Here is a 21,100-nt window from a genome sequence, read left to right on the forward strand (position 1 = left end):
TGCGCAGGTGCATGAGTGCGCAATATAGTTCTCATCACTCCCGGTAGGCTCACGGTCATGACCGGAGGAATGCGCCCGGCGGTGATCGAGCAGCTCGGTGATCGCATCCGCGCCGCACGCCAGGAGCAGGACCTCAGCGTCGGCGCGCTCGCCGAGCTCAGCGACGTCAGCCGCCGCATGCTCACCCAGATCGAGCTCGGCCAGGCCAATCCCTCGGTCGCGACCCTGGACCGCGTCGCCGCAGGCCTGGGCACCACCTTCGCCGCCCTGATGGGAGTCGGCGCCGACGCCGCGCCCGACGGCGTGGAGGTCTGGTCCACCGACGGCGGCAGCTGGTCCGTGCTGCTGGACGCGATCGACACCGATCGCCTCTCGGTCGAGACCTGGAAGTGGAAGCTGGTGGGCGCCGACGAGAAGCCGAACGGGTCCGGCGTCCCCTCGCCCGGCGTGATGATCCACGTCGTCGAGGGCGCCCTCGAGATCGTGATCGGCGACGAGGTGCAGGTCATCGAGGCCGGCGGCTCCGGCCGCGTGGTCACCGACCAGGAGTACGTCTACCGCGCCCGCGAGGAGCAGGGCGTCGTGTTCACCTCCGTCGCACTGCAGTCCCGCCTCACCTGACCGCGCGGACCGTTTACCTCCGGGGACACCGAGGCTAGGGTCGACAGCGGTGAGCAATCGTTCCCTCGCCCTGAACCGGACCGCTCGACGAGGAGCCCCCGTGCCCACTGCCCCCGTGATCCTCCGCCCCGGTGCGAAGCGCCGCCTGCTCGACGCCTCCCCGTCGGCCGCCGAGCCCTGGTACGTCAACGACCACACCCTGATCCGGGGCCACGACGACCGCTGGCACGCCTTTGGGATCTGGCATCCCGAGCCTGCGGACCCGCTGGGCGAGGACCGCTTCCTGCATGCCTCGGCCGATGACCTCACCGGTGCCCCCTGGACCGTCCACGACCCGGTGCTGCACGCCCGTGGGGAGATCGGCGAGACCCACGTGTGGGCCCCGCACGTGATCGCCCACGACGGCCGCTACTGGATGTTCTACGCGGGCGGCACCGCCGACCACACCGCCTACCGGATGACGCTCGCCACCAGCGAGGACCTGTTCACCTGGACCCCGCACGAGCCGGTGCTGTTCGAGGACGGCTTCGACGCCCGCGACCCGATGGTGATCCGCCACGGGCAGCGTTGGTACATGTACTACACCCGCACCTCCGCGCCGGACGGCGGCGCCCACCAGGTTGCCGTGCGCTCGTCGACGGATCTATTGACCTGGTCGGAGCCGAGCGTCGCCTACGAGTCCACGATCTTCGGCACCTACGGCGGGCCGACGGAGTCTTCGTTCGTGGTCCGCGCCGGGCAGGGCTGGATCCTGTTCGTCTGCGAATCCGCCGAATACGACCGCACTCTCGCCTACTTCTCGACCGACCCGCTGCGCTTCGGGGACAGCGGCCTGCTCGACGTCGACCTCGATGAGCACTGCGCCGAGATCGTGGCCGATCCCGCCGGTGGGGGCCGCACCTGGATCACCGGCGGCGGCTGGGACCGCGGCGGACTGACGATCCGCCCCCTGGAGATCCTTCCCGATGTCCGCGAGGAAGAGCTCGTATGAACGCCCTGTCCGGGCACCGGATCTCCGAGGTGACCAGCACGCCGCTGCGCAGCCGCTACCCCCGCACCATCGGCCGCAACGCTCGTCTCGGCGCCCACGGTGACGGCCCGACGGCCTGGGCGGTCACCGTGCGTACCGAGGATGGCGCCAGCGGATGGGGGATGGCCGAGGGCCCCGAGTCCGATCCGGCCACGCTCGTGGGCCGGCCGCTCGAGGAGGTGATCGACCCGGACCACGGCGTCCTCGACCCGGCGGCGCTCCCGCTCGACGCGGCGCTCCACGATCTCGCCGCCCGACTGCTCGGGGTGCCCGTGCACGTCATGCTCGGCGGGCATGGTGTCACCCCGGTGACCTGCTACTCCGGCGCGATCTACTTCGAGGACCTCGACCCCGAGGAGGCGCCGCGCGGCATCGACGGCGTGCTCGCCTCCTGCGCCGCGGACTGGGCGAGCGGCTACCGCGCCTTCAAGCTGAAGATCGGCCGTGGGAACCTCTGGATGACGCCCGAGGCCGGCTTTGCACGGGACGTCGAGGTCACCCGGGCCGTGCGCGAGGCCTACCCCGCAGCCCGGGTGCTGGTCGACATGAACGACGGCTACGACCCCGAGCGGAGTGTGCGGTACCTCGAGGCAGTGGCCGATTGCGACCTGTTCTGGATCGAGGAGCCCTTCGCCGAGCACGCCGAGGGACTGCGCCGGGTGCGCGAGCACCGTCGTCGCCCCGGTTCGCCGGTGCTGGTGGCCGACGGCGAGTTCGAGCCCGACCTCGAGGAGGTCCTCGACCTCGCCCGCGACGGTCTGCTGGACGTGCTGCTGATGGACGTGCTCTCCATCGGGATCACCGCCTGGCGCCACCTCATGCCGACCGTTCGCGAGATCGGCGTCGCCGCCTCGCCGCACGCCTGGGGGCACCCGCTGAAGACCCTCTACGCCGCCCAGCTCGCCGCCGGACTCGGGAACGTGCCCGTCGTCGAGGCGGTGCCCGGCACCACCGACGGCGTCGACGCCTCCGGCTACACCCTGGTGGACGGGCGCCTCACCCTCCCCGACGCCCCCGGCTTCGGCCTGGGCCCGCGCTTGACGGCCGCGGGACACTGACACGCATGGAACCTGCGCACACGCTGACCTACGCCTGGCGGGCGGAGATCACCGACGAGGAGGTCTCCACGCTGCACGCCCTCGCCTTCGACCACGAGGACAGGGTCGAGGCCTGGAACCTGCGACTGGAGCGGCACTCGCTGGGTTGGGGGACCGCCCGGCGCGACGGGGCGCTGATCGGCTTCTGCAACGTGGTCACCGACGGCGGCCGTCACGCCTTCCTCGTCGACACTGTCGTCCACCCCGACCACCAGGGTTCCGGGATCGGGCACGAGCTGGTGGTCCGGGCGGTTCAGGAGTGCCGGGACAGCCCCGCCGAATGGCTGCACGTCGACTTCGAGGCCGAGGTCTCGCCCTTCTATCTCGCGACCGGTCTCTTCCGGGCGACGACGGCCGGGCTGCTCGAGCTCTGAGCCCGCGCCGCCCACGGCTCACTTCAGCCCGGCCATCTTGATGTTGGCGATGATCTGCCGCTGGAAGACGAGGAACAGGACGATGATCGGCAGTGCAGCGCAGGCGGAGCCGGCCATCAGCAGCCCCAGCTCCGAGGCGCGCTCGCCGCGGAAGGCCGCCAGGTACTGCTGGACCTGGAAGAGTTCCGGGCTGGTGATCGTCATGACGGGCCACACGAAGTTGTTCCAGTACGCCATGAAGCTCGTGATGCCCACGACCACGAAGGGCGCCTTCGACAGCGGCAGGAAGATCCGCAGGTACACGCCCCAGCGCCCGCAGCCGTCCATCACCGCGGCCTCCTCCAGGCTGGAGGGGATGTTGAGGTAGAACTGGCGCACGAAGAAGATGTGCGCGGCCGTGGCCATGCCGGGGATGATCAGCACCGCGAGGGTGTCCAGCATGTGCAGGTCGGTGACCACGATGAAGCTGGTCAGCAAGATGGTCATGCCGGGGATGAACATGGTCATCAGCACCAGCGGCCACACGTAGCGCTTGCCGGCGAACTCGAGCCGGGCGAAGGCGTAGGCCGCCATCGAGTTCACAGCGATCGACCCGGCGGTGAAGATCACCGCGCCGAACCCGGTGATCGCCAGGGTGCGCAGGAAGGCGGTATCGGAGAGGATCGCCGTGTAGTTCTGCCAGCGCCACACCTCGGGGAAGAACTGGAACGGGGTGGAGACCACCTCGGTGCGGATCTTGAACCCGGAGATGATCATCCAGGCCAGCGGGAACAGCGCCAGCGCCACGATGGCCAGGCTGACCAGCGCCTTCAACGCGACGATCAGCATCCAGCGCGGCTGCAGCATCCGTCGCCGTCGGGCCGTCCGACGGTCGGCGGGGGCGGTGGTGGGGGCGGCGGTCTCGGTGAGCACGGCCATGTCAGTCCACCAGCTTCTCGGAGTTGACGATGCGGAAGATGACCGACGAGATCGTCCCCAGCACCACGAACAGCAGCAGGGCCGCGGCGAGCGAATAGCCGACGTACGCATCGCCCCGGAAGTGGTTGAAGATGAAGAGGTTGGGGAGCTCGGTGGCGCCGTGGGGGCCACCACCGGTCATCACCAGGGGCAGCTCGAACTGCTGGATGGAACCGACGAAGCCGGTCACCAGCAGGAACAGCAGCACATTCTTCATCTGCGGGATCGTGATGTACACGGTCCGCTGCCACCAGTTCGCGCCCTCGAGCTGGGCCGCCTCGTAGAAGGAATCCGGGATGTCGAGCATCGCGGCGATCATGATCAGGGTCGAGATCCCCAGGCCTAGCCACACGGCCGGCACCGCAATCGCCGCGAGCGCCCAGCGCGGGTCGCCCAGCCAGGCCTGATTGGGGACTCCGACGATGTTGATCAGGGCGTTCAGCAGTCCGCCGGAGTAGTCGTAGATGATCACGAAGGTGATCGAGGCGATGACGCCGGAGATTACCGAGGGGATGTAGATGCTGACCTTGAGCACCGTGGAGACGCGGCGCGAGACGGAGGTCGCGAGCGAGGCGACGAGGAAGGACAGCACCATGCTGACCGGCACCGTCATCAGCACGAACTGGAGACCGCGCAGCACCGCGTCCCAGAACTTGTCGTCCACCAGCACGTCGTGGAAGTTCTTCCACCCCACGAACTCGGAGTCCGTGTAGAAGCTCCAGTCGAAGAAGCTCAGGTACACCGCCTGGATCGCGGGCCAGAGCACGAAGATGCTCAGCAGGATCAGCACCGGGGCCAGCATGATGTAGGCCATGGAGGTGTCCTGACGGCGGCTGGGGTGCACTCGTCGGCGGGATGCGGCCGGTGCGCTGATCGCCATGGGTCTCCTCCCTCCTCGCCCCGGCTCAGGCGTCCATCTCGGCGCGGATCTCCGCCAGACCCTCGCGGTCGATGATCTTCTGGATCTCCTTCTGCGCGGTGCTGAGCGCCTCGGCGGGGGAGACCTCGCCGAGCATCCCGGCCTGGAGGGCGTCGCCCATCGCGAGATTGATGTCCCAGGGATACTGCGCCTCGGGGATGCAGTGCGGGACGACGTCCTCGAACACGACCTCGGACCACGGGGCGTCCGCGGCGGCCGGATCGGCGCCGACGACCTCGGCGACCTCCTCGCGGGCCGGGGCCTTGGTGAACTGGGTGTCCACGAAGAAGGGCCCCAGCACCTCGGGGTCCCCGCCCAGCGCCCAGCTGATGAAGCGGGCTGTGGCCTCGGGCTCCTTCGCCTTCGCGTCGACCACCCATTTCATGTTGCCGATGGTGGAGATCGAGTGCGTCAGGTCGCCGTCGTTCTGCACCCAGGGGGCCACCCCGGTCACGGAGGCCACCTCGGGATAGTCGGCCCCCAGCTCGGACATGCCCCAGGACCCCTGCGACATCATCGCCACCTTCTTCTCGCCGAATGCCTGCGCGGAGTTCCCGCCGCCGAGGGGCTGCCGCGGGATCCACCCCTCGTCCTGGAGGGTCTTGTAGAAGGTGATGAGGTCCTCGTACTTCGCGTCCTCGGCGTCGGCCGTGGACCAGTCCTCGGAGATCGGAAGGTGGCCGGCCACGTGCATCTGCGCAGCGACGGTGGTCCAGCCGAAGGTGTCGGAATCCACGGCCGTGTTCAGCGGGAACTCCCCGTTGCCCATCACGGAGGCGAGCGCCTCGCAGGCGTCGTACATCGCCTCCCACGAGGTCGGCGGCGCCTCGGGGTCCAGGCCCGCCTGCTCGAACAGGTCCCGGTTCCAGTACAGAGTCATCTGCGGTTCGACGAGCAGGGGGAAGCCGTAGAACTGCCCCTGGTACTGGGAGATCTCCTTCGCAGGGTCCGTGACGCCGGCGAGGAGGTCGGGTTCGAGGAGGTCGTCCAACGGCATCAGCAGCCCGGTGCGGGCGGCGGTGTCGAGCCGGCCGGCCTGGATGTAGAGATCCGGGGCGGTGCCGGCGGCCTGCGCCGCCTTGAGCTTCTGGTCCCAGGCGTCGGCGGGGACCACCTGGTAGTTGAGGTAGATGTCCTCCTGGGCGGCGTTGAAGTCCTCGACGATCTTCTCGTACCAGGCATTCTCGGGAGTCGTGAACACGTTTCCCCAGAACTCGACCGGGGTGCGGCCCTCGGCGGCCGGGTCCTCGGCCTGCTGGCCCGGGGTCCCGCTGCCGCAGGCGGCGAGGCCGGCGGCGGTGGCGGAGGCTGCTGCTGCGGAGAGGAGGGTACGGCGCTTCATGATGCTGCTCCTGAGGTCGGTCGTGCCGGATCGGAGAACTGCCGGGTCAGCTCCCTGGAGCGCGGGGCGTCGGGCATCGATGCCTGATCGTGGCCGCGGGCATCGGGATCGGTCCGCGGCGGCGCCGTCGTCGTCGAGGGTGCTGGGGTGGATCGGTCGATCTCTGGCGAGAAGACTCCATCGCCCCCGCCAGTAATCGATTACGCGTCAAGGTAGCCCGGGGGTGCCGGGGTGTCAACGCTCCCGAGCACTGGCGCAGGTCACGATTCGGTAAGGGGAGCGGGCGGGCGCGAGCGGGTCTACGGTGGCCGCAGCAGGGCGCGCAGAGCGAGCGGGAGGCGAGGACGCATGGGCTCCAGGACGACGACGCTGGCGGTCGCCGGGGCGACGGGGACGCTCGGGCACTCCGTGGTCGAGGCGGCCCGCCGGGACGGGCACGAGGTCCGCGAGATCGCGCGCTCCCGCAGGATCGACGTGCTCACGGGGGAGGGGCTCGAGGCCGCACTGTCCGGGGTCGACGCGCTCGTCGAGTGCCTCAAGCCGCCGCAGCTCGACGACACCGCCGGGCCGTGGTTCCAGGCGGCGGCGCGGAACCTGGGGGAGCATGCCGCGGCCGCTGGGGTGGCGCGCACCGTGGCGATCTCGATCGTCGGCATCGACCGGATGCTGGACTACGGCTTCTACCGCGCCCAGCTCCTCCACGAGGACGCGGTGCGGACGCACTGCCCGGGCGCGGTGCTGGTGCGGGCCACGCAGTTCCACGACTTCGTCGGCTCGAAGCTGCGCCGGGCCGGCGACCACTACGAGGTCATGGACGTGCCCTCGCAGAGCGTGGACACCCCCGCCGTCGCCGAACTGCTGCTCGTCCAGGCCCTGGCCGCGGACCCCGAGCCGCTCGCCCAGATCGCCGGGCCGCGCGAGGAGAACACCCTCGCGCAGGCCCGGCGGCTGCTCGCGGTGCGCGGGGACGACACCCCCGTGGTGGGCGTGGCGGCGAGCGAGTCCATGCGGCGCGGCGGGATGCTGCCGGGCCCGGAGGCGATCCTCGCGGGCCCGACGTACGACGAGTGGCTCGCGGCTACTTGAACCCGGCGGACTTGATCGACTCCACGATCTGACGCTGGAAGAAGAAGAAGATCAGCAGCGTCGGCATCGCCGCGACGGTCGCCGCTGCGAGCACGTAGTTCCAGTCCGCGGCGTACTGCTGCTGGAAGGTGGCGATTCCCAGCTGGACCACCCGCAGGTTCGGGTCCGAGGTGATCGTCAGCGGCCAGACGAAGGAGTTCCAGTTGGTGAGGAAGAAGAACACCGTCAGGGCCGAGAGGATCGGCCGGCTCAGCGGCAGGATGATGCTGCGGTAGATCCGCCAGTAGCTCGCGCCGTCCACCAGCGCCGCCTCCTCGAGCTCCCCCGGCAGCGAGACGTAGAACTGTCGCAGCAGGAAGATGCCGAAGGCGTTGAAGATCGCCGGCACGATCAGGCCCGCGTAGGAGTCCACCATTCCCAGGGTCCGCACCACCACGAAGGTGGGGATCAGGATCACCGGCAGGCTCACCAGCATGGTCGAGAAGATCAGCAGGAAGATCGTCTCGCGCCCGGGGAACCGCAGCCGCGCCAGCGCATAGGCGGCCATGGAATGGAACCACAGCGCCAGCACCGTCACCGCGGCCGAGACCACGAAGCTGTTGAACATGTACCGCAGGAAGGGCACCTGCGTGAACACGTAGGCGAAGTTCTCCAGCGTCGGCTCCGAGGGCAGGATCGCCGAGCCGTTGACCTCGGTGGCGGGCTTGAAGGCGCCGGTGATCATCCACACCAGCGGGAAGATCGTCGCCAGCGCCAGGACGATGCCCAGCGCCAGCAGCGCGACCTTCTGAGGGGTCCACCGGGTGCGCCTGCGGGGTCGCAGTGCGGTCATTCGAAACGACCTCCCTTGGTCAGGGCGAACATCGCCAGGGACCAGGCGAGCATCGCCACGACCAGCACCGAGCCGACGGCGGCGGCATACCCGAGCTCCCCGAACAGGAACGCCTGCTCGTAGATGTAGAAGATGAGCAGCGAGGTGGCGCCCGCGGGGCCGCCGCCGGTGAGCACGAAGATCAGGTCCAGCCCACCGGTCATCACCGCGACCGTCGCGGTGACCAGGACGAAGAAGCTCGTCGGCCGCAGCAGCGGCAGCGTGATCCGGCGGAATCGCTGCCAGGCGCTCGCTCCGTCGATCCGGGCGGCCTCGTAGTACTCACCGGGGATGTCCTGCAGCCCGGCCAGGAAGATGATCATGTAGTAGCCCATCTGGAACCACACCGTCACCAGCACCACCGTGCCGAGGGCGAGCGACGGTTCGCCCAGCGGCGAGATGCCCTCGAAGCCGAGCAGGCCCAGCAGCCGGCTGAGGATGCCGACACGGTCGGCCAGCATGAACTGCCAGACCATGGCCACCACCACGAGGCTGACCACGTAGGGGACGAACAGCGCGGAACGGATCAGTCCGATGAAGGGGAGCTTCTGCTGCACCAGCAGCGCCAGGGCCAGCCCGATCACGAAGATCAGAGGCACCACCGCCACCAGGTAGATCAAGGTGATGCGCACGCTGGACCAGAACTGCGGGTCCCCGACCATGCGCACGTAGTTGTCGATGCCGATGAACTCGAAGGAGCCGAAGCCGTCTACCCGGAAGAAGCCCAGGATGATCGCGAGCACCATCGGGACGGCGACGAAGACCAGCAGGCCCAGGGTGTCCGGCAGCAGGAACCAGAAGGCCGCGCGCCGTTCGCGACGCATCCGGTCGGAGCCGGCGCGGGTGCCCGCGGTGCGGGAGAGTTCGACCGTCCTCACAGCAGCGGCCCTCCTTCGTAGGTCTCCAGATAGCTCTCGAGGGCTCCCTGGGCGACCTCGGCCTGCTCGGCGGGGTCGGCGCCGCCCAGCATGGTGGACTGGATCGCGTTGGAGACGGCCTTGTAGATGACGGGCGGGAAGCGCGGCTCGGCGCGGCCGACGGGCAGGATCTCGTCGCGGAACTGCTGCAGGATCGGGTTCTCGAAGGCGCCGTCGTTCCCGATCGCCTCGGTGACCGAGGCGCGGGCGGGGATGTTCCCCTTGGCGACCCCGTTCCACTCGACGCCGGCGTCGATCGATTCCTGGCTCATCGAGCCCATCACCTCGACCGTGAACCGGGCAGCGGCCTCGGGGTCCTTGCCGCGGGCGTTGACGCACCAGGCCCAGCCGCCCAGGCAGGTGACCGGGTCGCGACCCGGCGGGGCGGGCAGGTTGAACACGCCGTACTCGTAGTCCGGGGCGTTCTGGCTCAGGGCCGCCACGTCGAAGATCCCGCCCTGCCACATGGCGGCGTAGCCGCCGGTCATCGCGCTGACGATGTCGCCGTTGGCAGGTCGGGTGCGGGGCGCCGCCCCGGTCGCGATGGCGTCCTGGAACAGCTGCAGGGCCTGGACCGCTCCCTCGCTGTCGAAGACCGGGCGCTGGGTGTCGGTGTCGATGACGTCGGCGCCGGTCTGCCACAGCCAGGGGTAGAAGGTGAAGTTCTGGTAGTAGCCGGGCAGGGTCTCGAACACCAGCCCCGCCCGTTCACCGCCGGTCATCCGCCGCCCGAGCTCGAGCATCTGCTCCCACGTGGTGGGCAGGTCGGCCTCGGACAGTCCCTGCTTCTCGAAAGCGGCGACGTCGTAGAAGATCGCCAGCGGCTCCTGCTCCATCGGCAGCCCGTAGACGTGACCGTCGACGGTGCGGGTGGCCAGCGCCTGAGGGGAGAAGTCGTCGATCGCCTCCTGCTCCATGTACGGCGTGAGGTCCTCGAGCACCCCGCCGTTGTAGTAGCGCAGGAAGTCGCCGGGGGAGATGAGGAAGATGTCCGGGCCCGCGCCGGAGGCGAAGGCGGTGATCAGCCGGGTGTTGGTGGGGTCGGTGTAGCCCGGGATGTAGACCGGGTCGATGGGGCGCCCGCCCGCTTCCTCCCAGCGGCGGATCATGCTCAGGAACCACTCGCTCTGGGCCAGCAGGTTCGGGTCCTGCTGGGCGACGGGGGCGTAGAACTGCCAGAACTGGAGAGGATCGGCGCTGCCGCCGGCGGAGCAGCCGGCGAGGGCTGAGGCGGCGCCGACGCCGCCGAGGGTCGCGGCACCGGCGCGCAGCAGGTCTCGCCTGCCCAGACCGGTGGGTCCGCTGGAGGGGTGGGGTCTCATGCTCACTTCCCGCGACATCGAGGGGCAAGGGGCCAGTAATCGATTTACCGGAACCGTACGAGGTCGACCGTGCGGAGTCAACCATGCGCCATGATCCGAGGCGTCCGGACACGCCTCGCCGGCATGGCATCAGCCCTGACGCCTGCAGGTAACCCCCACGTCGGGCACCGATCTGCGGGGCGTCGGGCGCCGCTCGCCGGGCATGTTGACGGCCCGCCTCCGGTTCCGTAAGGTGCCGGTAAACGTTTCCTGATCATCGTCGATCTCCTTCAGGGGGTACCCCGTGAGTCGTCCTGCCCGTCCCCTCGCCTCGCTCGCCGCACTGCGCCCCGTGCAGACCCGCTCCATCAGTCCCGAGAACTTCGACGGTGCCGTCGGCGGGGGTGGGCGCGCCACCGAGGGCACCGGCGCCGAGGCCGCCCGCGACCTCGGCCAGGGGTGGAAGGTCTCGCCCAGCGTCGACGTGAAGGCGGGGGAGACCTTCACCCTCGCGGACATCGACTCCGCCGGCGTGATCACCCATATCTGGATCACCACCCACACCGACCACTGGCGCCAGCTGGTGGTGCGCGCTTACTGGGACGGCGCCGAGGAGCCGGCCGTCGAGGTGCCCTACGGCGACTTCTTCGCCAGCGGCTGGGGGGTGTTCTCCCAGGTCGACTCCCAGATGGTCGCTGCGAACCCGCACGGCGGCTTCAACTCCTACTGGCCGATGCCGTTCCGCGAGGGTGCCCGCCTCACCCTTGAGAACACCTCCGACACCGACGCCCGCGTCTACTACCAGGTGACCTACGAGCTGGGCGGCGACCACAGCGAGGACGCCTACTTCCACGCCCAGTGGCGCCGGTCGAACCCGCTGCCCGAGGCGACCGAGCACGTGCTGCTCGAGGGCATCGAGGGTCAGGGCCAGTACGTCGGCACCTACCTGGCCTGGGGCGTGAACTCCAACGGCTGGTGGGGCGAGGGCGAGATCAAGTTCTACCTCGACGACGACCGGCCGGACGGCGGCTTCCCCACCATCGCGGGGACCGGCACCGAGGACTACTTCGGCGGGGCCTGGAACTTCGACGTCCCGGGCGAGGGATACACCGCCTTCTCCACCCCGTACCTCGGCATGCCGCAGGTGATCCGGCCCGACGGGCTCTACGTCGCCCAGCAGCGCTTCGGGATGTACCGCTGGCACGTGGCCGATCCGATCCACTTCTCCACCGGTCTGCCGCGCGTGGACATCCAGGCGCTGGGCTGGAAGAGCGCCGGGCGCTACCTGCCGCTGCGCGACGACATCGCCTCCACCGCGATCTTCTACCTCGACCGGCCCGCGACCACGCGGCCCGCGGCGCCGACCTTCGACTCGATGGAGATCCACCTCGGCACCGGGCCCGGCCCCCACAGCCCCGTCGGCCCCGCGCAGCGCTGACCCCACGCCACCCGTCACGACCAGGGAGTACCCATGACCGCCACCGTCCCGTACCAGATGCCCGCGGCGCGCGAGAGCGCGACCGCCCCCGCCAGGACCGTCTACCTCATCCCCAGCGGCGACCTCCGCGAGAGCGCGAACGTCCCCGCCTGGCCCTTCCAGCAGGAGCTCGAGCGGATCGTCACCGACGCCGTCGAGGCGACGGGCTGGACGGTGCAGCGCGGATTCGCGCCCGACCCCGAGCTCGGCCACGGCTTCATCCGCTCCCAGCGCATGGGCCTGGAGGTGTTCAAGGACATCCCGGCCGACGCCCCGCTGATCGTCGCCACGGCCAACTGGCAGTACAGCCACCACGTGCTCGCGGGGCTGCGCACCCACCGCGGCCCGATCCTCACGGTCGCGAACTTCGCCCCCGAGTGGCCGGGCCTGGTGGGTCTGCTGAACCTCAACGGCGGCCTGACCAAGATGAACCGCGAGTACTCCACGCTGTGGACCGTGGACGGCAGCGACGACTACTTCCGCGAGGGTCTGGCCACGTGGATCGAGACCGGGACCCTCACCCACGACGCGTCCCACGTGCGCCCCCTGCCGCATCTGCCGGGCACCGCCGAGGTCGAGCTCGGCCGGGCCCTGGCCGACCAGCTGCTGGACGACAAGGCCATCATCGGGATCTTCGACGAGGGCTGCATGGGCATGTATAACGCGATCATCGACGACGAGATGCTGAACCCCCTGGGCATCTACAAGGAGCGGCTCTCGCAGTCCGCCCTGTGGGCCGAGATGCAGACCGTCACGGACGAGGAGGCCGACGCCGTCGGGACCTGGCTGACGGAGGCCGGGATGACCTTCCGCCTCGGCACCGACGAGGCCACCGAGCTCACCGAGGCCCAGCTGCGCAGCCAGTACGCGATGTACATCGCCGCACTGCGCCTCAGCGACGACTTCGGCCTGGACGCCGTGGGCATCCAGTACCAGCAGGGCCTCAAGGACGTCACCGCCGCCTCCGACCTCGTCGAGGGGCTGCTGAACAACGTCCAGCGCCCGCCGGTGACCAGCCGTGACGGCTCCCGCGTGCTGTGGGAGGGCGAGGCGCTGCCGAACTTCAACGAGGTCGACGAGGGGGTCGCTGTCGACGCCCTGGTCACCAACCGGCTCTGGACCGCCATGGGCATGGACCCCGCCACCACGCTGCACGACGTGCGCTGGGGCGAGGAGTTCGACGGTCGGTTCGTGTGGGTCTACGAGATCTCCGGCTCCGTCCCGCCCAGCCACTTCGCGGGCGGCTACGCCGACGCCGAGGGCTGGCGCCAGGGCCCGGAGTTCTTCCCGGCGGGCGGCTCCACCCTCAACGGTGTCTCCAAGCCGGGCGAGATCGTCTGGTCGCGCGTGTACGTCGCCGACGGGGCCCTGCACGTCGACATCGGCCGCGGCAGCGTCGTCGAGCTGCCCGAGGAGGAGACCCGTCGCCGCAAGGAGTCCACCAACCCGGAGTGGCCGATCGCGCACGTCGTGCTGCACGGCGTGAGCCGTGACCAGTTCATGGGACGGCACAAGGCCAACCACGCCCAGCTCGTCTACGCTGATGATGCGGCGACGGCCGACCGGGCGCTGACGGCCAAGGCCGCGCTGTTCCACCGTCTCGGTGTGACCGTGCACCTGTGCGGCGACGCCGTGATCGTCGAGGACTGAGCGACGACCAACACCGTACTGAGAGGGGAGAGGCCCATGGTGTCGCCGAGGCCCACCATCATGGACGTGGCGCGCACCGCGGGGGTCTCCTCGGCGACGGTCTCCCGCGTCATCAACGGCGCCTCGACCGTCGACAAGGAGATGTCGCGACGGGTGCGGGCCGCGGTGCGGTCGACGGGGTACGTCCCCAACGCCATGGGCCGCTCCCTGCGCCGTGGCGGGACCTCGCAGATCGCGGTGGTCGCCCCCGACGCCGAGAACCCGTACTTCACGCAGATCATCAGCGAGGTCGAGCGGATCGCCCGCGGGGACCACTACTCGGTGACCGTCGCCCACACCGAGGACGATCTCGACATCGAGCGGGACTGCTTCGCCCAGCTGGTGGGCCGCCATGTCTCCGGGGTGCTGCTGGTCCCGGTCCACAGCACCCACACCGACCTGTCCCTGCTCACCGAGGCCGGGATCCCGGTGGTGCTGGTGGACCGCTGGATCGAAGGTGCCGGGACGGACCTGGTCGCGACCGACAACCTCGACGCGGGACGGCAGGCCGCCCGGCATCTGCACGCACGCGGGTTCCGGGCACCGGCCGTGATCGCCGGGCCCTCGCAGCTGCGTACCACCGAGGACCGCGTCACCGGCTACCGCACCGCCTGGCGCGAGCTCGGGGTGCCGGTCGACGACTCCGCCATCGCCCGCGGCGACCTGCACGTCGACTCCGGACGAGCGATGATGACGCAGATCCTCGAGGCCGGCGAGGCCGACTGCGTCTACGTCACCAACAACCGCATGTCCGCCGGCGCCTTCGAAGCGATGCGCGGCGTCGAGGACGCGCCCGCGCTGCTGGCCACCGACGACGACCTGTGGACCCGCCTCGTCACCCCGTCGGTCTCCGTGGTCCACCAGCCGGTGCGGGCCACCAGCCGCGCCGCCGCCCGCATGCTCGGCCAGCGGATGGCGAACCCCGACGAGGAGCCCTCCACGACGCTGCTGCGCTCGCGGATCATCGAGCGCGAGTCGACCCTGCCGCGCTGAACAGATCTCGACGGGACCTGATCCCGAGGGATCAGGGTTCTGTCCATGCCCCTCGCGGTGATGAGACGGCAGGTCACGAAAAGGTCTCGTCGCTGCCCGGGGAAGCATCCCGTGCCCGCTCCTTCCTACTGTTCCGGTGTCCCCAACAGGCTCACCTCAGCCTGCCCCCGCCGGAACGGAGCCCCTGCCGTGAGCATTGACGCCGAACCCATCCCCGATGCCCCCGGAGTCTCCACCGACGCGCGTTCCAGCACCGACGAGAGCCTCGAGGACTACACCCTGCGCTTCGCCCCGCGCTCGTACCGCACATGGGGCCCCGGAGTGGTCGCCACCAGCGCCTTGGGTGGCATCGCCTACCTCGCGGACTTCTCCATCGGGGCGAACATCGGTCTGACCCACGGCACGCTCAACGGCATCATCGGCATCCTCGTCGCCGCTGCGGTCATCTTCCTCAGCGGGTTCCCGCTGGCCTACTACGCGGCCCGCTACAACCTCGACCTGGACCTCATCACCCGGGGCGCCGGATTCGGGTACTACGGCTCGGTCATCACCAACGTCATCTTCGCGTCGTTCACCTTCATCCTCTTCGCGCTCGAGGGTTCGATCATGGCCCAGGGCCTCTTCCTGGGCCTGGGGATCCCGCGCTGGATCGGGTACTTGATATCGACGCTGCTGATCTTCCCGCTGGTCATCTATGGCATGAAGACGCTGGCGAAACTGCAGGTCGCCACCACCCCGGTGTGGTTGATCCTCATGGTCATCCCTGTCGTCTACCTCGTGCTCTCCCACCCCGAGTCGGTCCAGAACTTCTTCGCGCACACCGGGGAGGGCGGCGGGGGCGTCAGTTTCGCCTCCGCGATGCTCGCCGCGGGTGTCTGCCTGTCGCTCATCGCGCAGATCGCCGAGCAGATCGATTACCTGCGGTTCATGCCGCCTCGCACCGAGAAGAATCGGCGCACCTGGTGGGCGGCGACGATCCTGGGTGGACCCGGCTGGGTGCTGTTCGGGGCCACCAAACAGATCCTCGGCATGTTCCTGGCGATCTACCTGGTCTCCACCGTGCCCGGGGCCCGCGAGTTCGCCAACGAGCCCGTCCAGCAGTTCCTGGTCACCTACGAGCAGCTCATGCCGGCCTGGCTGGCCCTCGCGCTCGCCGTGGTCCTCGTGGTCATCTCGCAGGTGAAGATCAACGTCACCAACGCCTACTCCGGGTCGCTGGCCTGGACCAACGCCTACACCCGCGTCACCCGCCGCTATCCCGGACGCCTGGTGTTCCTCGCCGTGAACCTGGGTATCGCCCTGGTGCTGATGGAGGCGAACATGTTCGACTTCCTCAACGGGATCCTCAGCTTCTACGCGAATCTGGCCATGTCCTGGATCTGCGTGGTGGCCACGGACATCGTCCTGAACAAGCACCTGCTGAAGCTCTCCCCGACGAAGCCCGAGTTCCGCCGCGGCATGCTCTACGACTGGAACCCGGTGGGTCTCGTGGCGATGGCGCTGTCCGGCGGCATCTCCATCGCGATCTACTTCGGTGCCTTCGGCGCCGGCATCCAGCCGTACTCCCCGCTGTTCGCCGTCGGCATCGCCGTGGTCGCCACCCCGCTCATGGCCGTCATCACCCAGGGCCGCTACTACCTGCGTCGCATCGACGACGGCATCGACCTGCCGATGTACGACGAGCACGGCAACCCCTCGGGCGAGACCCTGCGCTGCTGCGTCACCGGCCTGGAGTTCGAGCGACCCGACATGATCGCCTCCGCGAAGCCCGGACCGAGCGGGGAGAAGCAGTACCTCAGCTCCCTGGCCCTGGCCACCGACCGCACGGGCGAGCACGTGCTCCCCAAGGAATGATCCATGCGCTTCACGCCCGGTGACACCGAGAAGCTGATGCTGTCCGTCGCAGGGATGGTGGCCCGCGACCGCTTCGAGCGCGGCGTGCGGCTGAACCACCCTGAGGCGGTGGCCCTGCTGTCCACCTGGGTGATCGAGCGCGCCCGGGACGGCCACACCGTCGATGAGCTGATGGTGACGGGCCGCGAGGTGCTGCGCCGCGACCAGGTCATGGAGGACGTGCCGGCCCTGCTGGCCGACGTGCAGGTCGAGGCCACCTTCCCGGACGGTCGCAAACTCGTCACGCTCCACCACCCGATCGACTGAGAGGACCCCATGTCCGTAGGAGACGACGAGAGGCCGGGACCCGGCGCGATCCGGGTGCGCCCCGGCGACCGTGTGCTCAACACGCGTGAGCGGGCGGAGGACCACCTCGTGCTGGTCCTCGAGAACACCGGGGACCGGCCCATCCAGATCGGATCGCACATCCATCTGCCCCACGTGAATCCGGCCCTCGCCCTGGACCGTGAGGCGGCAGAGGGTTTCCGTCTCGACATCCCCGCCGGCACCTCGATGCGGTTCGAGCCGGGTGCCTCGCGAGAGCTGCCGCTGGTGCGCCTCGGTGGCGCTGCGCGCGTTCCCGGCATCCAGATCAGGGAGGCCTGAGCGCAGATGGCAGTGATCGGCTCCGCGCGCTACGCCGCGCTCTACGGCCCCACCACGGGCGACCAGGTCCGGCTCGGGGACACCGACCTGTGGATCGAGGTCGAGGAGGATCGCACCTTCGGTGGCGAGGAGGCCGTCTTCGGCGGCGGCAAGTCGATCCGCGAATCCATGGGTCAGGGAACGACCACCCGCACCGAGGGCGCTCCGGACACAGTCATCACCAACGCGATCATCCTGGACTGGTGGGGCGTGGTCCGGGCCGACGTCGGCCTGCGCGACGGGCGCATCGTCGCCCTCGGCAAGGCCGGCAACCCTGACGTCTCCGACGGGATCCACCCCGACCTGCGGATCGGTCCGTCGACCGACATCATCGCCGGCGAGGGCAAGATTCTCACCGCCGGGGCCTTCGACACCCACGTGCACCTGCTCTCCCCGTCGCAGATCCACGAGGCCCTCGCCACCGGCATCACCACCGTCGGCGGGGGAGGGACCGGCCCGTCGGAGGGCAGCCGCGCCACCACAGCCACCCCGGGTGCCTGGCACCTCGGGACGATGCACAAGGCACTCGACCGTCTGCCTGTCAATGTGCTGCTGCTGGGCAAGGGCAATACCGTCAGCGTCGAGGGCCTCGCCGAGCAGGCGCTCGCGGGAGCCGCCGGCTACAAGGTCCACGAGGACTGGGGTGCCACGCCCGCCGCGATCGACGCCTCGCTGTGGGCGGCAGACGAGCACGGCCTGCAGGTCGCCCTGCATTCGGACTCCCTCAACGAGTCCGGCTTCGTCGAGTCCACGATCGCCGCGCTCGGCGGGCGCACGATCCACGCCTTCCACATCGAGGGCGCCGGCGGCGGGCACGCCCCGGACATCCTCGAGATCGCCTCCCTGCCCCATGTGTTGCCCGGGTCGACCAATCCGACGCTCCCGCACACCGTGAACACCGTGGCCGAGCACCTCGACATGCTCATGGTCTGCCACCACCTCAAGGCGTCCGTGCCCGAGGACCTCGCGTTCGCGGAGTCCCGCATCCGCGCCTCGACCATCGCCGCCGAGGACCTTCTGCACGATCTGGGCGCCCTCTCGGTCACGTCCTCCGATGCCCAGGCAATGGGCCGAATCGGCGAAGTCATCACCCGCACCTGGCAGGTCGCGCACGTCATGAAGGAGCGCGTCGGGTCCCTCGGCGGCACTTCGCCGGCGGACAACGAGCGCGCCCGACGCTACGTCGCGAAGTACACGATCAACCCTGCGATCGCGCACGGCGTCGACGCGCACATCGGCTCCGTCGAGGCGGGCAAGATGGCCGATCTGGTGCTGTGGGACCCGCGCTTCTTCGGGGTCCGGCCTTCTCTCGTGCTGAAGGGCGGCGCGATCGCCTGGGCCGCCCTCGGTGATCCGAACGCCTCGATCCCCACTCCGCAGCCCGTGCTCATGCGCTCGACGTTCGGGGACGCGATCGGCGCGGACCTCTCGGTCTCCTTCGTCGCCCCCTCCGCGATCGACGACGGGCTGCGCGAGCGTCTGGGCTTGCACCGGGAGCTCGTTCCCGTTGCTCCGACACGGAGGGTCACCAAGGCCGATATGCGCAACAACGACGCCCTGCCGCGGATCGACATCCGTGCGGACACCTTCGAGATCCGCATCGACGGCGAGCTCGTCGAGCCCCGCCCTGCCGGCGTCCTGCCGCTCGCCCAGCTCTACCAGATGTTCTGAGCCGCATGCCGACCACCCCAGCTTCGACCATCCCGGCTGCCTCCACGACGATCGCGATGCTGCTGGCGGACTCCCGCCTGCCCGCCGGTGCGCATGTCACCTCGAACGCTCTGGAGGCAGCACTGCGCGACGGGCTCGCGCCGTCGGCCGTCGCGGAGTACCTTGCCACCCGGATGCGCACCGTGGTCCCGGTCGAGGCGGGGACGGCGCTCGTGGCGCGGAAGGTCCCCCTCGACGCCGGTGGCGCACCCGATCCCGCGAAGGTGGAGCATCTGCGCGTCGAATGGGCCGCGCGCACACCGAGCAGGGCTCAGCGGGAGGTCGGCTCGGCCCTCGGGGACGGGCTGCGACGCCTCGCCGACGTGCTGTGGCCCGGGACCGTCCCCCCGCCGATGACCCGCCCCTGGCCTCGTCCGATCGTCCTGGGCCTGGTCGCGGCGACGGCGGGCCTCGGGGCCGAGGACCTCGTGCGCCTGGTCGCTTACGACGACGCGCAGACCGTCGCCGCGGCGCTGCTCAAGCTCGAACCCGACGACCCGCGCGGCGCGGCCGCTCTCGTGCTCGAGGCCTGCGCGCTCCTGGAACCCCGTGTGGCGCAACTCGCCGCGCTCGAGGACCCGACGGACATCCCGTGCGCCGGGGCACCCCTGACCGAGGGCTGGGCAGAGGCCCAGTCCGCACTGCCGAGGAGGCTATTTCGTGCCTGAGAACACCGTCCCATCATCTGTCGCCCCGCAGCGCTCGTTGCGACTGGGGATCGCCGGCCCTGTCGGCACCGGAAAGAGCTCGCTGATCGCGACGATCTGCCGCGCCCTGGCCGGTGAGATCCGCATCGGCGTGATCACCAACGACATCTACACCGACGAGGACGCCCGCTACCTGCGCTCGGCCGGGGTGCTCGATCCTGAGCGCATCCGGGCGGTCGAGACCGGTGCCTGCCCGCACACCGCGATCCGTGACGATGTCACCGCCAACCTCGCCGCCGTCGAGGAGCTCGAGGCAGACTTCGATCCGCTGGACCTGGTGCTGGTCGAGTCCGGGGGAGACAACCTCACCGCGACCTTCTCCCCGGCGCTCGTGGACGCACAGATCTTCGTGCTCGACGTCGCCGGCGGCGGCGACGTGGCCCGCAAGGGCGGGCCCGGCATCGGCCGCGCCGACCTGCTGGTGGTCAACAAGGTCGATCTCGCCCCCTACGTCGGCGTGGACCTCGCGCTGATGCTTGCCGACGCCACCGAGGCCCGGGAGGGCGGTCCGGTGCTGGGGGTATCGCGCGATCAGGAGGAGACCGTCGCGCAGCTGCGTGGCTGGGTGCTCGAGATCCTGGCCGCCCATACCGCGGGCACCCACGCCCCCCAGGACCCCGGGCCGATGGCCCCGCACTTCCATGTGGAGAACGAGGAGCACGACCACGATCGAACCCACTCGCACGACCACGTCCCCGCTGGATGACACGCATCGAGATCACGCGCGCAGAGCGCGGCCCGGTGCAGGTGTCGATCACCCCGGGGATGCTCCAGGCACGCCTCGTCGGGCGCCACGGGACCGGCGCCCACGTCGCGCTGGTCGCGGGCGGAGCGATGCTGGTCGGTGGTGACCACGTCGGCGTCGACGTCCACGTCGGGTCTGGGTGCGCCCTCGACCTGGAGGACGTCGGCGGGGCCGTCGCCTATCCGACGGAGAATGGGCGCAGCCGCTTCGACGTGCGCATCCGGGTGGACGACGGCGCGACCCTCGTGTGGCGCGCCCATCCCTTCGTGATCGCGGACGGCGCCGCCGTAGACCGCGACATGACGGTGGAGCTCGGGGCCGGGGCGGCGCTCTGCCTGCGCGAGACTCTCGTGCTGGGCCGCACCGGGGAGCGCGGTGGCGAGATCCGCAGCCGCCTGCGCGCCCGCAACACCGGAGGGTCCCCGCTGCACCTCGAGGACCTCGACCTCTCCGGCAGGCGTCCCGCCGTAGGCGTGGTCGGTGCCCACCGCGTTCTGGACTCAGTGATCCTGCTCGGCCGCCGCCCGACGGATCCGGTCGAGACCGACGGTCACCCGGCCCCCGTGGTGCTCCACCTGGAGGCACCCGGCGCGATCGCGCGCACGGTCGCGGACACCACCCACCGCACCGGCCTCGACGCGGTGTTCACCCAGTGGTCGGAGAAGACGTCATGACCGGCAGTGTTCGGCTGAGCCGTCGGTGTCCCGATCGCGGAGTCCGCCCCGT

At 69.9% G+C, this 21,100-nt stretch carries 21 protein-coding genes; 15 read left to right on the forward strand and 6 right to left on the reverse strand.

The window, feature by feature from the left end:
• Positions 1–57 precede the first annotated feature (57 nt).
• The 4 genes from JOF43_RS07940 to JOF43_RS07955 all read left to right on the forward strand — a co-directional run bounded on the left by JOF43_RS07940 (position 58) and on the right by JOF43_RS07955 (position 3,122).
• A complete protein-coding gene (locus JOF43_RS07940; protein WP_245354056.1) occupies positions 58–621 on the forward strand; it encodes an XRE family transcriptional regulator in 564 nt (187 codons plus the stop codon).
• Positions 622–721: 100 nt separating this feature from the next.
• The gene (locus JOF43_RS07945; protein ID WP_209900948.1) at positions 722–1,612 is read left to right on the forward strand and encodes a glycoside hydrolase family 32 protein; all 891 of its coding nucleotides are present in this window, start codon (positions 722–724) and stop codon (positions 1,610–1,612) included.
• Positions 1,609–2,709, forward strand: coding sequence for a mandelate racemase/muconate lactonizing enzyme family protein (locus tag JOF43_RS07950; protein WP_209900950.1), 1,101 nt, complete (start codon positions 1,609–1,611; stop codon positions 2,707–2,709). Before JOF43_RS07945 ends, JOF43_RS07950 begins: the two co-directional genes overlap by 4 nt.
• A 5-nt stretch (positions 2,710–2,714) precedes the next feature.
• Positions 2,715–3,122, forward strand: coding sequence for a GNAT family N-acetyltransferase (locus JOF43_RS07955; protein WP_209900952.1), 408 nt, complete (start codon positions 2,715–2,717; stop codon positions 3,120–3,122).
• Between the two features lie 18 nt (positions 3,123–3,140).
• Here the strand turns inward: JOF43_RS07955 and JOF43_RS07960 are convergent, their stop codons facing one another.
• From JOF43_RS07960 to JOF43_RS07970, 3 genes are read right to left on the reverse strand one after another with little or no spacing between them, the layout of a single operon-like run.
• Positions 3,141–4,040 (reverse strand): carbohydrate ABC transporter permease, encoded by a 900-nt coding sequence (locus JOF43_RS07960; RefSeq protein ID WP_209900953.1) that lies wholly within the window; start codon positions 4,038–4,040, stop codon positions 3,141–3,143.
• Between the two features lies 1 nt (position 4,041).
• Complete coding sequence (locus JOF43_RS07965) at positions 4,042–4,959, reverse strand: carbohydrate ABC transporter permease (RefSeq protein ID WP_209900955.1); 918 nt, start codon at positions 4,957–4,959, stop codon at positions 4,042–4,044.
• A gap of 25 nt (positions 4,960–4,984) precedes the next feature.
• Positions 4,985–6,340: an ABC transporter substrate-binding protein gene (locus JOF43_RS07970; RefSeq protein ID WP_209900957.1), complete on the reverse strand. Its 1,356-nt coding sequence runs from the start codon at positions 6,338–6,340 to the stop codon at positions 4,985–4,987.
• Positions 6,341–6,688: 348 nt separating this feature from the next.
• On the opposite strand from JOF43_RS07970, the gene JOF43_RS07975 reads away from it, so the two are divergent.
• Positions 6,689–7,426: an SDR family oxidoreductase gene (locus tag JOF43_RS07975; RefSeq protein ID WP_209900959.1), complete on the forward strand. Its 738-nt coding sequence runs from the start codon at positions 6,689–6,691 to the stop codon at positions 7,424–7,426.
• On the opposite strand, the gene JOF43_RS07980 is transcribed toward JOF43_RS07975, so the two are convergent.
• Genes JOF43_RS07980 through JOF43_RS07990 form a run of 3 tightly spaced genes read right to left on the reverse strand, consistent with a single transcriptional unit; the run spans position 7,419 to position 10,536 of the window.
• Positions 7,419–8,258 (reverse strand): carbohydrate ABC transporter permease, encoded by an 840-nt coding sequence (locus tag JOF43_RS07980; RefSeq protein ID WP_209900961.1) that lies wholly within the window; start codon positions 8,256–8,258, stop codon positions 7,419–7,421. The two genes, JOF43_RS07975 and JOF43_RS07980, sit on opposite strands and share 8 nt — an antisense overlap.
• Positions 8,255–9,175 carry a carbohydrate ABC transporter permease gene (locus JOF43_RS07985; RefSeq protein WP_342592114.1) on the reverse strand — a complete coding sequence of 307 codons (921 nt, stop codon included), beginning with the start codon at positions 9,173–9,175 and terminating at the stop codon, positions 8,255–8,257. The genes JOF43_RS07980 and JOF43_RS07985 overlap by 4 nt, the downstream gene beginning before the upstream one ends.
• Positions 9,172–10,536, reverse strand: coding sequence for an ABC transporter substrate-binding protein (locus JOF43_RS07990; RefSeq protein WP_209900963.1), 1,365 nt, complete (start codon positions 10,534–10,536; stop codon positions 9,172–9,174). Before JOF43_RS07990 ends, JOF43_RS07985 begins: the two co-directional genes overlap by 4 nt.
• Before the next feature lie 283 nt (positions 10,537–10,819).
• On the opposite strand from JOF43_RS07990, the gene JOF43_RS07995 reads away from it, so the two are divergent.
• The 10 genes from JOF43_RS07995 to JOF43_RS08040 all read left to right on the forward strand — a co-directional run bounded on the left by JOF43_RS07995 (position 10,820) and on the right by JOF43_RS08040 (position 21,048).
• On the forward strand, positions 10,820–11,953 hold the full coding sequence (locus JOF43_RS07995) for a glycoside hydrolase family 172 protein (RefSeq protein WP_209900965.1): 1,134 nt from the start codon (positions 10,820–10,822) through the stop codon (positions 11,951–11,953).
• A gap of 33 nt (positions 11,954–11,986) precedes the next feature.
• Entirely contained in the window at positions 11,987–13,642 is a 1,656-nt protein-coding gene (locus tag JOF43_RS08000; protein ID WP_209900967.1) for a fucose isomerase, read from the forward strand.
• Positions 13,643–13,678: 36 nt separating this feature from the next.
• On the forward strand, positions 13,679–14,674 hold the full coding sequence (locus JOF43_RS08005) for a LacI family DNA-binding transcriptional regulator (protein ID WP_209900969.1): 996 nt from the start codon (positions 13,679–13,681) through the stop codon (positions 14,672–14,674).
• Positions 14,675–14,863: 189 nt separating this feature from the next.
• The gene (locus JOF43_RS08010; RefSeq protein WP_342592115.1) at positions 14,864–16,528 is read left to right on the forward strand and encodes a purine-cytosine permease family protein; all 1,665 of its coding nucleotides are present in this window, start codon (positions 14,864–14,866) and stop codon (positions 16,526–16,528) included.
• A 3-nt stretch (positions 16,529–16,531) separates the two neighbouring features.
• A complete protein-coding gene (locus JOF43_RS08015; protein WP_209900971.1) occupies positions 16,532–16,834 on the forward strand; it encodes an urease subunit gamma in 303 nt (100 codons plus the stop codon).
• A gap of 9 nt (positions 16,835–16,843) precedes the next feature.
• Positions 16,844–17,173, forward strand: coding sequence for an urease subunit beta (locus JOF43_RS08020; RefSeq protein WP_209900973.1), 330 nt, complete (start codon positions 16,844–16,846; stop codon positions 17,171–17,173).
• Between the two features lie 6 nt (positions 17,174–17,179).
• Positions 17,180–18,883 (forward strand): urease subunit alpha, encoded by a 1,704-nt coding sequence (locus tag JOF43_RS08025; protein ID WP_209900975.1) that lies wholly within the window; start codon positions 17,180–17,182, stop codon positions 18,881–18,883.
• A 5-nt stretch (positions 18,884–18,888) separates the two neighbouring features.
• Positions 18,889–19,590 (forward strand): urease accessory protein UreF, encoded by a 702-nt coding sequence (locus JOF43_RS08030; RefSeq protein WP_209900977.1) that lies wholly within the window; start codon positions 18,889–18,891, stop codon positions 19,588–19,590.
• Positions 19,583–20,335, forward strand: coding sequence for an urease accessory protein UreG (ureG, locus tag JOF43_RS08035; RefSeq protein WP_209900979.1), 753 nt, complete (start codon positions 19,583–19,585; stop codon positions 20,333–20,335). Before JOF43_RS08030 ends, ureG begins: the two co-directional genes overlap by 8 nt.
• On the forward strand, positions 20,332–21,048 hold the full coding sequence (locus JOF43_RS08040) for an urease accessory protein UreD (protein WP_209900981.1): 717 nt from the start codon (positions 20,332–20,334) through the stop codon (positions 21,046–21,048). The genes ureG and JOF43_RS08040 overlap by 4 nt, the downstream gene beginning before the upstream one ends.
• Positions 21,049–21,100: the final 52 nt, after the last annotated feature.

This window comes from Brachybacterium sacelli, from assembly GCF_017876545.1.
Lineage (GTDB): Bacteria > Actinomycetota > Actinomycetes > Actinomycetales > Dermabacteraceae > Brachybacterium > Brachybacterium sacelli.

Coding starts and splice junctions, on each gene's coding strand:
- JOF43_RS07940 (WP_245354056.1), top strand. CDS start 58: ATGACCGGAGGAATGCGCCCGGCGGTGATCGAGCAGCTCGGTGATCGC.
- JOF43_RS07950 (WP_209900950.1), top strand. CDS start 1,609: ATGAACGCCCTGTCCGGGCACCGGATCTCCGAGGTGACCAGCACGCCG.
- JOF43_RS07955 (WP_209900952.1), top strand. CDS start 2,715: ATGGAACCTGCGCACACGCTGACCTACGCCTGGCGGGCGGAGATCACC.
- JOF43_RS07960 (WP_209900953.1), bottom strand. CDS start 4,040: ATGGCCGTGCTCACCGAGACCGCCGCCCCCACCACCGCCCCCGCCGAC.
- JOF43_RS07965 (WP_209900955.1), bottom strand. CDS start 4,959: ATGGCGATCAGCGCACCGGCCGCATCCCGCCGACGAGTGCACCCCAGC.
- JOF43_RS07970 (WP_209900957.1), bottom strand. CDS start 6,340: ATGAAGCGCCGTACCCTCCTCTCCGCAGCAGCAGCCTCCGCCACCGCC.
- JOF43_RS07975 (WP_209900959.1), top strand. CDS start 6,689: ATGGGCTCCAGGACGACGACGCTGGCGGTCGCCGGGGCGACGGGGACG.
- JOF43_RS07980 (WP_209900961.1), bottom strand. CDS start 8,258: ATGACCGCACTGCGACCCCGCAGGCGCACCCGGTGGACCCCTCAGAAG.
- JOF43_RS07990 (WP_209900963.1), bottom strand. CDS start 10,536: ATGAGACCCCACCCCTCCAGCGGACCCACCGGTCTGGGCAGGCGAGAC.
- JOF43_RS08000 (WP_209900967.1), top strand. CDS start 11,987: ATGACCGCCACCGTCCCGTACCAGATGCCCGCGGCGCGCGAGAGCGCG.
- JOF43_RS08005 (WP_209900969.1), top strand. CDS start 13,679: ATGGTGTCGCCGAGGCCCACCATCATGGACGTGGCGCGCACCGCGGGG.
- JOF43_RS08015 (WP_209900971.1), top strand. CDS start 16,532: ATGCGCTTCACGCCCGGTGACACCGAGAAGCTGATGCTGTCCGTCGCA.
- JOF43_RS08020 (WP_209900973.1), top strand. CDS start 16,844: ATGTCCGTAGGAGACGACGAGAGGCCGGGACCCGGCGCGATCCGGGTG.
- JOF43_RS08025 (WP_209900975.1), top strand. CDS start 17,180: ATGGCAGTGATCGGCTCCGCGCGCTACGCCGCGCTCTACGGCCCCACC.
- JOF43_RS08030 (WP_209900977.1), top strand. CDS start 18,889: ATGCCGACCACCCCAGCTTCGACCATCCCGGCTGCCTCCACGACGATC.
- JOF43_RS08040 (WP_209900981.1), top strand. CDS start 20,332: ATGACACGCATCGAGATCACGCGCGCAGAGCGCGGCCCGGTGCAGGTG.